This is a genomic window from Nocardiopsis sp. NPDC006198, from assembly GCF_040613895.1.
GTDB lineage: Bacteria > Actinomycetota > Actinomycetes > Streptosporangiales > Streptosporangiaceae > Nocardiopsis > Nocardiopsis tropica.
Map to the genome: position 1 here is coordinate 125,344 of NZ_JBEXSY010000008.1, position 13,141 is coordinate 138,484.

The 13,141-nt window shown below is 73.1% G+C and carries 14 protein-coding genes; 10 read left to right on the forward strand and 4 right to left on the reverse strand.

From position 1 onward, the window contains the following. Positions 1-156 precede the first annotated feature (156 nt). Complete coding sequence (locus tag ABZ234_RS08390) at positions 157-1,284, reverse strand: hypothetical protein (protein WP_355011559.1); 1,128 nt, start codon at positions 1,282-1,284, stop codon at positions 157-159. A 140-nt stretch (positions 1,285-1,424) separates the two neighbouring features. Here ABZ234_RS08390 and ABZ234_RS08395 point away from each other — a divergent pair, with 140 nt between their 5' ends. From ABZ234_RS08395 to ABZ234_RS08410, 4 genes are read left to right on the forward strand one after another with little or no spacing between them, the layout of a single operon-like run. Continuing rightward, on the forward strand, positions 1,425-2,609 hold the full coding sequence (locus ABZ234_RS08395; protein WP_355011560.1) for a DegT/DnrJ/EryC1/StrS family aminotransferase: 1,185 nt from the start codon (positions 1,425-1,427) through the stop codon (positions 2,607-2,609). Beyond that, the gene (locus ABZ234_RS08400; RefSeq protein ID WP_355011561.1) at positions 2,606-3,709 is read left to right on the forward strand and encodes an NADH:flavin oxidoreductase/NADH oxidase; all 1,104 of its coding nucleotides are present in this window, start codon (positions 2,606-2,608) and stop codon (positions 3,707-3,709) included. The genes ABZ234_RS08395 and ABZ234_RS08400 overlap by 4 nt, the downstream gene beginning before the upstream one ends. A gap of 13 nt (positions 3,710-3,722) precedes the next feature. Beyond that, a complete protein-coding gene (locus ABZ234_RS08405) occupies positions 3,723-4,403 on the forward strand; it encodes a hypothetical protein (RefSeq protein WP_355011562.1) in 681 nt (226 codons plus the stop codon). Then, complete coding sequence (locus ABZ234_RS08410; RefSeq protein ID WP_355011563.1) at positions 4,397-5,005, forward strand: AAA family ATPase; 609 nt, start codon at positions 4,397-4,399, stop codon at positions 5,003-5,005. Before ABZ234_RS08405 ends, ABZ234_RS08410 begins: the two co-directional genes overlap by 7 nt. Here the strand turns inward: ABZ234_RS08410 and aroA are convergent. Continuing rightward, positions 5,002-6,285 carry a 3-phosphoshikimate 1-carboxyvinyltransferase gene (gene aroA, locus ABZ234_RS08415; protein WP_355011564.1) on the reverse strand — a complete coding sequence of 428 codons (1,284 nt, stop codon included), beginning with the start codon at positions 6,283-6,285 and terminating at the stop codon, positions 5,002-5,004. The genes ABZ234_RS08410 and aroA overlap by 4 nt on opposite strands. Before the next feature lie 119 nt (positions 6,286-6,404). Beyond that, positions 6,405-7,736: a helix-turn-helix transcriptional regulator gene (locus ABZ234_RS08420; protein ID WP_355011565.1), complete on the reverse strand. Its 1,332-nt coding sequence runs from the start codon at positions 7,734-7,736 to the stop codon at positions 6,405-6,407. 251 nt (positions 7,737-7,987) lie between these two features. Between ABZ234_RS08420 and folE the strand changes: the two genes are divergently transcribed. From folE to ABZ234_RS08450, 6 genes are read left to right on the forward strand one after another with little or no spacing between them, the layout of a single operon-like run. Further along, entirely contained in the window at positions 7,988-8,596 is a 609-nt protein-coding gene (gene folE / locus ABZ234_RS08425; RefSeq protein ID WP_355011566.1) for a GTP cyclohydrolase I, read from the forward strand. Then, on the forward strand, positions 8,596-9,069 hold the full coding sequence (locus ABZ234_RS08430) for a 6-carboxytetrahydropterin synthase (protein WP_355011567.1): 474 nt from the start codon (positions 8,596-8,598) through the stop codon (positions 9,067-9,069). Before folE ends, ABZ234_RS08430 begins: the two co-directional genes overlap by 1 nt. Further along, complete coding sequence (locus ABZ234_RS08435) at positions 9,069-9,836, forward strand: hypothetical protein (RefSeq protein WP_355011568.1); 768 nt, start codon at positions 9,069-9,071, stop codon at positions 9,834-9,836. The genes ABZ234_RS08430 and ABZ234_RS08435 overlap by 1 nt, the downstream gene beginning before the upstream one ends. After that, positions 9,772-10,707, forward strand: coding sequence for a DUF2797 domain-containing protein (locus ABZ234_RS08440; RefSeq protein WP_355011569.1), 936 nt, complete (start codon positions 9,772-9,774; stop codon positions 10,705-10,707). The genes ABZ234_RS08435 and ABZ234_RS08440 overlap by 65 nt, the downstream gene beginning before the upstream one ends. Further along, positions 10,685-11,326 (forward strand): AAA family ATPase, encoded by a 642-nt coding sequence (locus ABZ234_RS08445; RefSeq protein WP_355011570.1) that lies wholly within the window; start codon positions 10,685-10,687, stop codon positions 11,324-11,326. Before ABZ234_RS08440 ends, ABZ234_RS08445 begins: the two co-directional genes overlap by 23 nt. Further along, the gene (locus ABZ234_RS08450) at positions 11,323-12,558 is read left to right on the forward strand and encodes a glycosyltransferase family 4 protein (protein ID WP_355011571.1); all 1,236 of its coding nucleotides are present in this window, start codon (positions 11,323-11,325) and stop codon (positions 12,556-12,558) included. The genes ABZ234_RS08445 and ABZ234_RS08450 overlap by 4 nt, the downstream gene beginning before the upstream one ends. On the opposite strand, the gene ABZ234_RS08455 is transcribed toward ABZ234_RS08450, so the two are convergent. After that, complete coding sequence (locus ABZ234_RS08455) at positions 12,525-13,052, reverse strand: NUDIX hydrolase (RefSeq protein WP_355011572.1); 528 nt, start codon at positions 13,050-13,052, stop codon at positions 12,525-12,527. The two genes, ABZ234_RS08450 and ABZ234_RS08455, sit on opposite strands and share 34 nt — an antisense overlap. Positions 13,053-13,141: the final 89 nt, after the last annotated feature.

Here is a 13,141-nt window from a genome sequence, read left to right on the forward strand (position 1 = left end):
TGTCAGCGGAACAGTGTGGGTGTGGTGCCCGTCTGTGCAGGCGGCCTTCTTCAGATCCGAGTGGGCTGTTTCCCGAGGGGGTTTCCCTCTGCCTTGCTCCAGGCGCAGGTCGTTGGCGTGCGATGCGGCCCGCGCGGTCTGTGCTCCCAGGTGAGGTCACAGACCCGCCGTTGCCATCTGGAGTGCGTCCTGTATTGCCGTGGGGGCGTTGTCCTGCCAGGCCAAGGTCTGCGCCCGGGCGAGCAGGGCCCTGGTGCGGCCCGAGCGGATGCCTCCCAGCTCTGGGAGCACCGCAGTCGAGAGCACCTCGTGCACACTGGCCCATGAGCCCACCTGCGCCAGTGCATGCGCGTGGTGTGCTGCGTAGCTCAGGGCGCTACGCCGGTAAGGGCTTGGGGGGCGGCTGCGGTAGGCGGCCTCGAACAGGTCCGTGGCTGTGAACCACCGCTCGTTGTCCGCGTGGATCATGGCCTCGTGCCAGTGCAGTTCCGCGTCGGTGAGCCAGTCCGCCCAGGGGGGGTCGCCTGTGGTCGGGCCCTCCTGCAGCAGTGAGCGGGACCGGTTCAGGGTGCGCACCGCCCGGTCGGGGCTGTTGGACTGGCCGTGGGCCCGCGCCAGGCGGAGCAGGAAGAGCGCTTCCATGTGCGGGGTGAGATTCCAGCTCAGGGCGTACTCGCTGACGGTGCGCGCGTTCTCGGGACGGTGTTCGTGGGCGTCGTGCATGGCCAGCTGGGACAGGGCGAAGAGCTCGGCGGCGCGGTCGCTGCCCACCCGGGCTGTCAGCACCGAGGCGCTGGTCAGCCGCCGGGCGAGGAGGTGTTCGTCGGCGTCGAAGGCGATCCACCCGGCGACCTGGAGGGCCTCGGCGGCGGCTGAGGCCATGTCGGAGGTCGCCTGTGTGTGGGCGTCGGCCAGTGCTGTGTGTGCGGACCGCACGGCCAGCGGCAACAGGTCGGTGCTGCCGTGGATCTCGTTGAGGGCGATGATGTGCGCGCTGGTCTGGCGGGCCCGGTGGTTCTGCGGGGTGGGCTCGTCGGGTTCTGGGGCCAGGTCGGCCGCGTCCAGGTCCAGGACCTGTGCCAGGAGCAGTCGGTAGCGCTCCTGGATGTGGTGCTTACCGCGCTCCCAGTCGCGGATGCGGCGGGCCAGGCTCTCCGTGGTGGCGCTGGGCTTGTGGTCAGCGCGCTGCAGCTCCGAGGCCAGCCGGTGCGGGTCCCAGCCGTGTTCGATGCGGGCCTGCCGCAGGGCCCGGGCCCAGGGCTGTGGGTGTGAGGGGGCGCTCATGGACCGATCATGCCCCCTACAGCGCGTGGCGTCTCGGATCGTGTCCGTGGATGTCCGTGGATGTCCGCACATGTCACTAGCCGCAGTGGGGCGGCGCCCCGCAGGGTGGAGATCCTCCGCATCTCGACGAGGGAGTCGACGTGACCGATCCACCCGCCGCACCCCGCCTGTGGCCCTTCTGGAGCCCCCGGGCCCACACCCGCCTGGACTCGCTGCTGGACAGCGACCTGACCGGGACGCGAACGGCCGAACCTGTCGTGGAACTGGAGGAGCTCACCCGTCGGGTGCTGTCCCCCGACCGGCGGGTGCTGGCGTGCTCCTCGGGCACCGCGGCGCTGGCCAGCGCCTACGCCGCCCTGGGGTTGTCGCCGGGGGCCGAGGTGCTGGTGCCCACGATGGGGTTTCGTGCGACCGCCACGCCGCTGCTGGCCCTGGGGCTGGTGCCGGTGCTGTGCGACGCGGAGCCCGGCGCCGGCGGGGTGGACCTGGGCGATGCCGCCGCACGGGTGACCTCGCGCACCGAGGCGCTCGTCGTCACCCATCTGTGGGGGCGCCCGGTGGACCTGGACGCGGCCCGCGCGTTCGCCGACCGGTACCGGCTGGCGCTGGTGGAGGACTGCTCCCACGCCCACGGGGCCCGCTGGCAGGGGCGCCCGGTGGGGTCGGTGGCCGATGTTGCGGTGTGGAGCATGGGCACCACCAAACCGGTCTCCGGCGCGATGCTCGGGGTGCTGGCCGCGCGTGATGGCGCGGTCTTCGATCGGGCCGTGGTTTTCGGCCAGCCCAAGCACCGCGCACGCCGGACCGGGGGGGTGTTGGCCCAGATCGCCATGACGGGGGTCGGCCACAACCTGCGCCCGGGGGTGTTGCACGCGGCGCTGGCCGCCGACCACCTGAGCCGCCTGGAGGACATCCTGCAGGTGCGCAACGCCCGCCAGGCGGGGTTCGAGGAGCTGCTGGCCGGGCGGGAGGGGTGGCGGAGCTGGGAGCGGGCCCCGGGGCACACGCACGGCGCCCTGTACAAGTGGCACGCCGCTACCTCGGACCCGGCGGCCGCGGTGGCGGCGCTGTCCCGGGCCGGGATGCGGGCCCGCCGCCCTGCCGCCCCCCTGCACCGGCTGCCCGCCTTCGCCGACCCCGGCCTGGCGCGCGCCCTGCTGCCCCAGGCCCGGCCTCCTGTTTCACGCGGTCCCTTCCCGGCGGCCGACGCCTTGTGCGAGGAACTGGTGGAGTTCGACGCCCGCGACGCCTACGACCCCGACCACGACCCCCTGCCCGGCTACGCCCGGGCCCTGAACGCGCTGACCTTCCAGGAGAGCCGATGAACGCCACGACCACAGGACTGTTCGCACCGCTGCGTCTGCGCGAGGTGGAGCTGCCCACCCGCGTGGGCATGGCGCCGATGTCTCAGTACCAGGCCGACCCGGCCACCCACACCGTCACCGGCTGGCACCTGCCCCACTACGCCGCCCGGGCCCGCGCCGGCCTGGGCCCGGTGATGGTCGAGGCCACCGGCATCAGCCCCCAGGGGCTGGTGACCCCGCACGACCTGGGGCTGTGGGACCACACCCAGCAGAAGGGGCTGGCCGACGTCGCCACCGCGATCGCCGCGGCCGGCGCAGTGCCCGCCCTCCAGCTCTCCCACGGCGGCCGCAAGGCCTCCCGCACCCGCCCCTGGGACGGTGATGCCCACCTGAGGCCCGACCAGGGCGGCTGGGAGGTCATCGGGCCCTCCCCGCTCTCCTTCGCCCCGGGCTACGCCCTGCCCCGCCCGGCCACCACCACCGACCTGGAACAGGTCCTGGCCGACTTCGCCCGCTCGGCACGGCTGGCGCTGGAGGCCGGGTACCGGATGATCGAGCTGCACGCCGGCCACGGACGCCTGCTGCACTCCTTCCTCTCACCCCTCGCCAACCAGCGCACCGACCGCTACGGGGGTGCCTTCACCCACCGGATCCGGCTGCTGGTGGAGACGGTGGAGGCCGTCCGTCAGGTCTGGCCCGGCAAACTGCCGCTGGCCGTGCGCCTGTCGTGCGAGGACGTACAGCCGGGCGGGTGGAGCATGGACGACACCCTGGCCCTGGTGCCGATCCTGGCCCGGGCGGGCGTGGACCTGATCGACTGTTCCTCCGGAGGGATCCGCCGCCCCCAGCAGCGCCGGACCGGCCCCGGCTTCCAGGTGCCCTACGCCGCCGCCATCCGTGAGCGCACCGGGGTGGCCACGGCCGCCGTCGGCCAGATCAACGACACCGCCCACGCCGAGCACATCCTGTTCACCGGCCAGGCCGACCTGGTGCTGCTGGGCCGGGCCCTGCTCACCCACCCCCAGCTCACCCTGGCCTCGCAGGCCGCCCAGCACCTGGTGCCGCCCTCCTACCGGCGCGCCCACCGCCCGCCCGCCGGCGAACACCTCCCCGAGCTGTAGAAAGGGCGCGACCATGATCGTGTTGCACGGCCCCCGCCTGGTCTATGTGCGCACCCGCAAGACGGCCAGCACCGCGGTGGAGATCGCCCTGTCGCGGCTGGCCCGCGGCGGTGACATCGTCACCGCGCTGAGCCCGCGCGATGAGGAGCTGCGTCGGCGCCACGGCGGGAGGGGCCCGCTCAACCACCTGGCCGCCGACGCCCCGCACGGCGCGGGGGCCCGGCCCGGCCCGGGCCCGGGGGTGGTGTGGTGGAACCACATGCCCCTGGAGGTGATCCGCTCCCGCCTGGACCTTCGGGGGTACACGACCGTGGCCGTGGAACGCCACCCGGCCGAGAAGGTCCTGTCGCTGTACTACCACCGCCACCGCGCCGAGCCCCGCCTCAGCCTGGAGGACTTCGTGGCCTCGGGGGAGGCCCACGACGCCCTGAACTGGCCCCTGTACTCGCTGGGCGGGCAGGTGGGGGTGGACGTGCTGGTGCGCTACGAACACCTGGCGGCCGGGTGGGACCAGGTCGCCGAGCGGACCGGTATCACCCCCCTGGACCTGGGGGTGCGCGCCAAGGCGCACTTTCGCCCGCCCGGTGTCGACTACCGGCAGGCGTTCACCGCGGCGGCGCGGCGCCTGGTCGAGAACGTGTTCGCTGCCGAGTTCGCCCTGCACGGCTACACCTGGGGGAGGCCCTCGTGCTGATCGAGATCGCCGGGATCGACGGCTCGGGCAAGACCACCCTGCTCAACCAGCTGCGCGGGCACCTGCACGACCAGGGCCGGGCCGTCTATGTGCGGTCCTGGCCCTCCACGGTCAAACGCCTGGCCGCCGACACCGCCGAGGACTTCGGCGGGCGCCCCTGGTGGGAGTTCTTCGACCCCGACGCCATCGAGACCGCGGCCGCCTTCGAGCACCTGGCCGCCGTCCACCACCACCTGCTGCCCCTGGACCCGGGGCGGCAGGTGGTGCTCACCGACACCTACGTGGTGCGCTGGCTGGCCACCGCGGCCCTGCACGGCGCCGCCCTGGAACCCCTGGTCGCGCTGTACGCCCGTCTGCGCGCCCCGGAGCTGAGCCTGCGCCTGGAGGTGGACACGGCCACCGCCCGGGAGCGGCTGGCGCACCGCCCCGAGCGCGACCACCCCACCACCACCGGCGCACCCCGGCGCCTGGACCGCTACCGCGCCGCGTTCGACCGCTCGGCAGGGCACGTCCCGTACCGGGTGCACCGGCTCGACGCGGGCCAACCGCCGGAGCGGGTCCTGGCGCACGCGGCGCGCCTGGTGAGGGAGAGGCTGGGCTAGTCGTCCTGCAGGGAGGTGGTGGCGCCGGAGAGCGTGCGCAGGTGCTCGGCGAAGCCGGGGTAGGAGGTGGCCACCGACTCCCACCCGGAGATGGTCGTCTCGCCGTGGCTGCGGGCCACCGCGGCCACGGCGGCGGCCATCGCGATGCGGTGATCGCCCGCGCTGTCCACCCGGGCCTGGACGAAGTCGGGGCGGCCGTGGACGACCATCCCGTCCGGGCGCTCCTGGGCGTCGACCCCGAACGCCTTCAGCATCGCCACCGTGGACGCGATGCGGTCGGACTCCTTGACACGCAGCTCCGCAGCTCCGGAGATGACCGTGGTTCCCTCCGCGCCCGCGGCGGCCACCGCGAGCACGGGGATCTCGTCCACGATCCCGGGCACCTCGGCGCCGGTGATGTCCACCCCGCGCAGCCGCGAGGCCGCCACCCGCACCGTTCCCGAGGACTCCTCCACGGCCACGTCCGCGCCCATCCGGCGCAGGATGTCGAGGAAGTCGGTGCGCCCGTACCCCAGGTACAGGCCAGGGATCTCCACCTCCCCGGCCAGGGCGCCGGCCACCGCCCAGAACGCCGCCTGGGACGGGTCCCCGGGCACGCGGTGGTGCGTGGGCAAGAGCGGGCCGGGGTGCACGGTGACGGCCGTGCCCTGCACGTCCACGCGCGCCCCGGCGGCGAGCAGCATCTCCTCGGTGTGGCGGCGGGTGGGGTGGGGTTCGATCACGGTGGTGGGCCCGGCCGCGGACAGCCCGGCCAGGAGCACGCACGACTTGAGCTGGGCCGAAGCGACGGGCAGCTCGTAGGTGATCCCCGACAGGTTCCCGCCGCGGATCATCAGCGGCGCCAGCCGCCCGTTCGCCCGTCCGGCCACCACCGCACCCATCTTGCGCAGCGGGACCGCGATGCGGTCCATGGGGCGGCGGCGCAGGTACTGGTCGCCGGTCAGCACGCTCAGGCCACGGAACCCGGCGCACACCCCCGCCAGCAGCCGGATGCCGGTGCCCGCGTTGCCGCAGTCGAGCACGTCCTCCGCCTCGTGGCGCAACCCGCCCTGGACGCGGACGGTGTCGTCGGGCTGGTCCTGGTGCCGCACACCGAACTGGGCCAGGGCGTGGCGGGTGTGGGTGGGGTCCTCGCCCCGCGACAGGCCCGTGATCGTGGACGTCCCCTCGGCCAGCGCCGACAGGATGAGGGCCCGGTGCGAGATGGACTTGTCGCCGGGGACCTGGACGACGCCCTTGATTCCGGCGCCCCGAGTGTTGACGGTCAGGGTCTGGTGCACGGCATTCTCCTAGCAAGGGGGAGGGCTGGTGTTCGACCAGCTTCGCACCACGGGGTGCGCCGTGAAGGGGGTTCAGGCGTCCTGGCCGCCTTCGTTTCCTCAGGCCCGCCAGTCAGACCCTACTGCTGCAGGTGGGAGCGGTAGTCCGACGCCGCCTCAGGGCTGAGTTCCTCCAATCTGCTGGCATAGGCGTATGCCTGGTCCAGCAGGAGCGGGATGCGCTCGGAGGCGGCCAGGCCCTGCACGGCCTGCGTCGCGGTTTGAGCGGAGGCGTCCACGTCGCCGGCCAGGAGTTGGAAGTCGGCCCGTTCCAGTCTCAGCACCGCCTGGTCCACGGGGGCGTCGTGATGAAGTTCGATCGCTTGTTCCTGCACGTCCCACGCCGCCGGGTCGCCTGTGTGGCTGAGTACCGACGCGGAGTAGGCCACCAGCTGCTTTTCCGGGAAGCCGAAGAAGCTGTCGTCGACCGGGGCGCCCTCGTGGACGCGGCGTGCGGCGTGGAGCGCCTCCGTTGCGGCGTCCCTGTCGCCTTCGATCGCGTGCGCTCGTGCCTGCAGCCCCAGTAGCTGGGCAAGGGCACAACCCCCTGCCTCCCCGATGCTTTCCTGTGCCTGGGTGGAGATCCGGATGGTCTCGGCGGGGCGGTGCGAGTAGTAGGCGTCCATGGCGCCGGCCATCGCCAGCCAAGTGCGCATCACGGCGTCGTCGGCCAGGCGGGCATACCCCGCGGCCGTGCGCAGCCACCCCTGGGCCTCGATGCTGCTGTCCAGGTCGGTGTGCAGGGCCCCGGTCAGACCGCACAGGCGAGAGGTGATCACCTGCAGGTCGCGCTGGTGGGGGTACCTGTTCGCGAGCTGGCTGACCTCGGCGAGGTCGGGTGTGAGGGCCTCGATCAGATGCGCCGGGCCCGTGGTGGCGTAGGAGGTGACGTGCTTGTCGACCACCTCGGACCAGTGCTGGAGGTCGGAGGCGGGGAGCATCCGCCGCAGCGGAGCGTCCAGGATCTGGCGGATGTCGGTCAGCGGCACCACGGCGGCGGTCGTCGCCGCGGCGGTCAGAAACTGGCGACGGTGCACGTCGTCTCCCTCGGGGGTGGTGAGCGGGTGGAATCCGGACACGTTGGCGCCCAGGTGCCCGGGGGTGACGCCGTAGGCGCTCGCGAGCAACATGCGGTAGTACGGGCTGACGGTCCCTCCCGAGCTCTCCCACCGTGAGATCTGGTGAGGGCTGGGACCGGGGGAACAGGGTTTGTCGGTGGTTTCGGAGGCCTGTCGGATCTCACGGGCGAGGTCGAGCTGGCTCCAGCCCATCGCCAGACGCCAGGCCATCAGCACGGTCGGTGTTCGCGCCTGCTCATGGATCTGCTGCACGAGGTGCGCGCGGGGCCACCGGCCCTCCTCGGCTTCTCGCCGCAGGCGGGCGGCGATCCTCGCGCGGGCGTGGGGGGTCACTCCCTGAAAATAGGCCGCTCTGGGGCCGAGGGGAAGGGAATCGGACTTACCACGTGGTGGTAAGTCCTCTTGTCTTGCCGCAGTAATTGCGGGGGCCGCGCCCGACCGCACAGAATCGACCCAGCCCGGGACGCCGCCTTCTGGAGCAGAATCGGACGCCCTCCTCTGCACGCGGAGCGGCTCGTGCGCGGCTACCGGCACAACACCACGCACGCCAACACCGGAGCAGGACTGATCCGAAGGACGCGTCGATGACCACGAGCTCGCCCCCTCTGCTGCTGTCCCCCGCCATCGCCCCGCCCTCACGCGAGGTAGACCTGGAAACCGCCACGAACGCCGCCCGCGACCTGCTGCGCGCGCTGGGTGTGGACACCGAGTCCGCGAGCACCCTGCGCACCCCTGAGCGCATGGCCTTGGCCCTGCACGAGCTGCTGACCCCCGGGGCGTTCGATCTGACCGCCTTCGCCGCCGAGGGCTACCAGCAGATGGCGGTCGTGCGCGACATCCCGTTCGTGTCGGTGTGCGAGCACCACATGCTGCCCTTCACCGGTACCGCCCACCTGGCCTACCTGCCCAAGGAGTCGATGCTGGGTCTGTCGAAGTTCGCGCGGGTGGTGGAGCTGTTCGCCCGCCGCCCCCAGGTCCAGGAGCGTCTGACCCAGCAGATCGCCGACTTTCTGCGCGACCACCTGCAAGCCAACGGGGTGGGGGTGCTCATCCGGGCCGAGCACAGCTGTATGACGCTGCGCGGCGCCCAGGCCGCCGGGTCCAGCACGGTCACCTGCGCCCTGCACGGGCGCCTGCTGGAGGACGCCTCGACCCGCCAGGAGTTCATGGCGCTGGCGGGGGTGCGCGCCTGATGGGCCCCGGCACCATCCGTGTGAGCGCCCCGCATTTTTGCGCCGCGCACGCCGGCCTGCACGGCGGCCGGTTCGAGCCCCTGCACGGGCACACCTTCACCGCCTCCCTGGAGGTGAGCGGCCCCCTCGACGCCGAGGGCCTGGTGCTCGACTTCGTGCCGCTGCGCCGGGCGCTGGCCGCGGCCACGGCGGAACTGCACCTGCGCACCCTGATGCCGACCGCGCCCGACACGGTGGTGCACCGCCACGAGGACAACGGCACGTACGTCTTCGACGACGGCCGCCGCCGCATCGCCCTGCCGGCGCAGGACGTGGTGGTGCTGCCGATCGTCAACACCTCCACCGAGCTGATCGCCCAGCACCTGCTCGCCCAGCTCCACCCCGTGCTGGGCGGGGTGGAACACGCCGCCCTCACCCTGGCCGAGGCCCCCACCGCCGCCGCGACCGCGGTCTACATCCCCGGGCAGCGGTGATGGGTGAGCACCCGCGTACCCTGCTGCTGGCCCTGCTCGGCCAGACCGTGGAAGCCGACCTGCTCGGCCAGCCCCTCCCGGCCCGGGTTCACCCCTGGAACCGGTGGTGGATCAGCTACCGCACCGGGCGTCCCGCCGCCGAACTGCGCCTGGACCAGGACCAGGAGGCGTCGGTGTGTGCGACCTGCCGCGTCCGCGCCGACGCGCTGGCCGGGCACGACCCGCCCCAGCACACCGACGCCCTGCGCGCCCCGTGCTCGCAGGGGTGCCTGCTGGCTTGGGCCCAGATCCTGCGCTCGGGCCAGGACCGGCCCGCTCTGGCCTGGCCCCGACCCCGGCTGGCGCTGGCCCTGCTCAAACCGGGCGCCCCGCAGGGCGTCGAACTCGATCTGGCCGAGCACTACGACGTGATCGAGTGCCGCGAACGCACCCTGGACACCGCGGACGTGCGGCGCCTGTACCCGGAGGCCTACGGGGCCGCGTTCGTGGCCGCGCGCGATGCGCACATGAGGAGCGCCCCGGTGCGGATCCTGGTCATGGTCGCCCGAGGCGCCCCGGTGGACGCCACCGCCCTCAAGCACCGGATCCGGCTCGCCCACGGCGCCGGTGAGCTGCGCAACCACCTGCACATGGCCGACAACCCCGGTGAGACGTTCGCCGACATCGCGCATCTGCTGGGACGTGAGGCGTTGAATGAACTCCATGACACCTTCGACCGCACCCGCGCGGGTGACCGGCTGGCGCATTACCGGACTGTTCTGGGATGAGCATGAGCCCTGTCTGGTGGCCTCCCACCCCGACCGTGCCGACCGGTCCCTGCCCCTGCCCCGCGGGCAGGAGCTGCGCCTGGCCCTGACCGGTCCGCGGGCCTGCGTGGGGCTGTGGGATCAGCGGCAGGGGCGGCGCCTGTGTGAACGGCCCCTGCCCGCCGGGACGAACAGCCAGTGCCCGGCCTGCGCGGAGCAGGACCGGGGCAAGCAGTTGGCCCGGGATGCCTACGTCGATGAGCGCACCTACCTGCTCTACCTGGCGTGGTTTGGCCCCGAGCTGGTCAAGGTGGGGATGACGGCGGCCGAGCGGGGCCGTGCCCGGCTGCTGGAACAGGGGGCGCTGTGGTCGGTGACCCTGGCCCAGGGACCGCTCACCGCCGTGCGCGAAGCCGAGCGGGCCATCCGCCGGGCCGCCCTGGCCACTGAACAGGTCCGCCTGACCCGCAAACTCACCGCCCTGGAGCGCCTGGACGAGGCCGCCCGCGACCAAGCGGGAGACGATCTGTCCCGAGTGCGCGAGCGCGCCCTCCAGTCGGGTCTGCTCGACCGTGTCCAGGTGCTTTCCGACCAGGTGCAGGACCACACCGCCGTGTTCTCCCTGACCGTCCCCACTCCGCTCGCTCCCTTCCACCACCGTCTGGATCCGGCCGCGCCCCTGGAGGGGGCCCGCTTGGTGGGGCAGGTGCGCGCGGTGTGGGGGCGCGTACTGATCGTGGACCTGCCCGGCCGACCCGAACCCCTGGTGGCCGATGCCCGACTGCTGAGCGGCTACCGTCTGGGCCCCGCCCCCACAGCCCCGCACGCCCTACCCACCCGTGCGCACACCCCGGACACCGGAGAGACCCATGACCAGATCGGACTGTTCTGACAGCGGCCCCGGGCCGCGCCTCGTCGTCCTTGAAGGCATGCCCGGGGCCGGTAAGAGCTCGGTGGCCGCCCTCCTGGCCGACCGGGTGCCGGTGGTGGCCGAGTACGCGCGCCCCGACGGCACCGCCCTGGACCACGACGCCCACCCCGCCACCGACCAGGACCGGGCGCACCTGGACAACTTCCTGCTCAAGGACGAGTTGTGCGCCCAGCACACGGGCACCGTGCTGTGCGACCGCGACTGGGTCAGCGCCCTGGCCTACGCCCACAGCCTCAACGACCCCGTTGCGCTCGCTCACCGCGCCGGGTGGGCCTGGGAGCACCTGAACGCCGGGCGGCTGCGCCTGGGCGGGCTCTACCTGGTGCTGCACGTGGACCCGGCCACCAGCACCGAGCGCCGGCGCGGTCGGCTGCGCCCCGACCACCCCTGGTCCCGCGCCGAGGCGTTGGAGCGCTTGTCCGCTTTCTACGCCGCCCCCGCACAGACGGTAGGCCGCACCCTGCCCGGCCTGGGAGAGCTGATGGCCACGACCCGGTGGGTGCACGTGGATGCCGCCCGCCCCCGGGACGAGGTGGCGCAGATGGCGCAGGAGCTGCTCACCGAGGAGGTGCGGCGGTGAGCGGGTGCATCGCCGTGCTGGTCCATGACGGGTTCTACGGGTGCGGCACCGGCGCGGGGGTGGCCAACCGCGGGCTGCTGCAGGCGCTGGCCGCCCACCACGGGCACGTGTCCTGGCGGGTGCTGCCGGTGGGGCTGGTCCCGGACAGCCCTGAGTTCAGCGCCGCCTGGCACGACCGGACTCGCCACCTGCTGGCTGGGGTCGGGGGCGGTGTCGTCGTCGACCCGGTCGACAACGGTACCGGTGGGAGGACTCGCTTCGGTGACCTGGACTGCTTCCGCGCCGCGAGCGCGGACGCGGCACGCAGACTCAACGCCCTGCGCGGACCCGCCCGGCCCGGGCTCGTCCTGGCCGTGGACACCCCCTTCCACGGCATCGGCGCGCACCTGGACGAGGACCTGGCCGCTCGGACCCTGGTGCTACCGCGCTCCACCGCACTCCTGCACGAGCCCCACAACACCGCGCGCGCCGCCTGGGAGCACCAGGGGTGGTCGTCGATCCTGGCCCAGGGCGGGCACGTGGGGGCGATCTCCGCCCACATGCGCCTGCATTTGGAAGCCGACTACGGGCTGGCCCCGCAGGAGATCGTGGACATGCCCGACGGCCTGGCCAGCGGTGCACGCGAGAGCGCCCCGGCCCCCGCCCTTCCGGCTGCGGCCCAGGGCGGGTTCGCTCTGAGCCTGGGCCGCGCCGCCCCCTACAAGGGCTTCGAGGACCTGATCGAGGCCTGGGCGCTGCTCCAGCACCACGGCGAGCGCCTGCCGCACCTGATCCTGGCCGCGGTCACCGAAACCGCCGAACCCACCCCCTACCAGCACCACCTGGCCCGACAGCTCCGCCAGACGGGTGTGGAGGCGACCTTGTGGACCGGGTTCGACCCCGGCGTGCGCGCCCTGTTCACCCACGTGCGGGCGCGGACGGTGGTGGTCCCCTCCCGGGTGGAGCCCTTCGGACTCATCCCCCTGGAGGTCTTCGCCGCCGGTGGCCCCCCGGTCGTGGCCACGGCCGTGGGCGGGCTCGCCGAGACCGTGCAAGAACCCCGCACCGGGTTCACGGCGGCCCCCGCCGATCCCGTGTCGCTGGCGAATGCGATCACCCGGGCCCTGAGCCTGAACCCGGCCGGCCGCGAGCAGCTGCGCGCACGCACCGCCCAGGTCCTCCAGGAGCACGACTACACCCACACCGTCACGTCCGTGGTTCAACGCCTGGCGCCATGGGCGTGCCGCTCCTGAAGGGGTCTGCCGGTACGGGCGTGCAGACCCCACCGCTCGGCCACCACACGGGTCAGGTGTGCGACCTGGGGAAGAACCGAGGGCCCCCAGTCGAGCAGTTCCACGGCTCTGTCCAGAGGCAGGAGATGGCGTTCGTGGATCCGGTTCTTGTCCGGGTCGGGGGCACGCTCGGCCAGTCGGTGCAAGCGGGCAGCCATCCGCACCTGCGCGAAGGGCGCACCGAGCCCGTCCACGCTCTGGTAGCCGAGGTAGACCGGGTCGGCCAGGGTGACCTGGACCTCTTCCCACACCTCCCTGCGCAGCGTCGCGGCCCGGTCGCCGCCGTCGCGGGTCTCGGGCTCACCTCCGGGCAGGTTCCACCGGCCGAGGTCACGTAGGAGCACCACGCGGGCGCGGGCGTCGAGCACCCACCCGTAGACCTGCCGCACGGGCAGGTGCGCAGGCGGCAGCTGGTCGCAGTGCCAGGCGTAGGTCACCTCGTCTGAGCCGTTCATGGGACGAGACTAGGTCACCGCAGTGCGCCGGGCTGCTCGACTGCGTTTCGCGTCGGCGGCTGATCCCGGGCGGTGGAACGTCTTGGAAG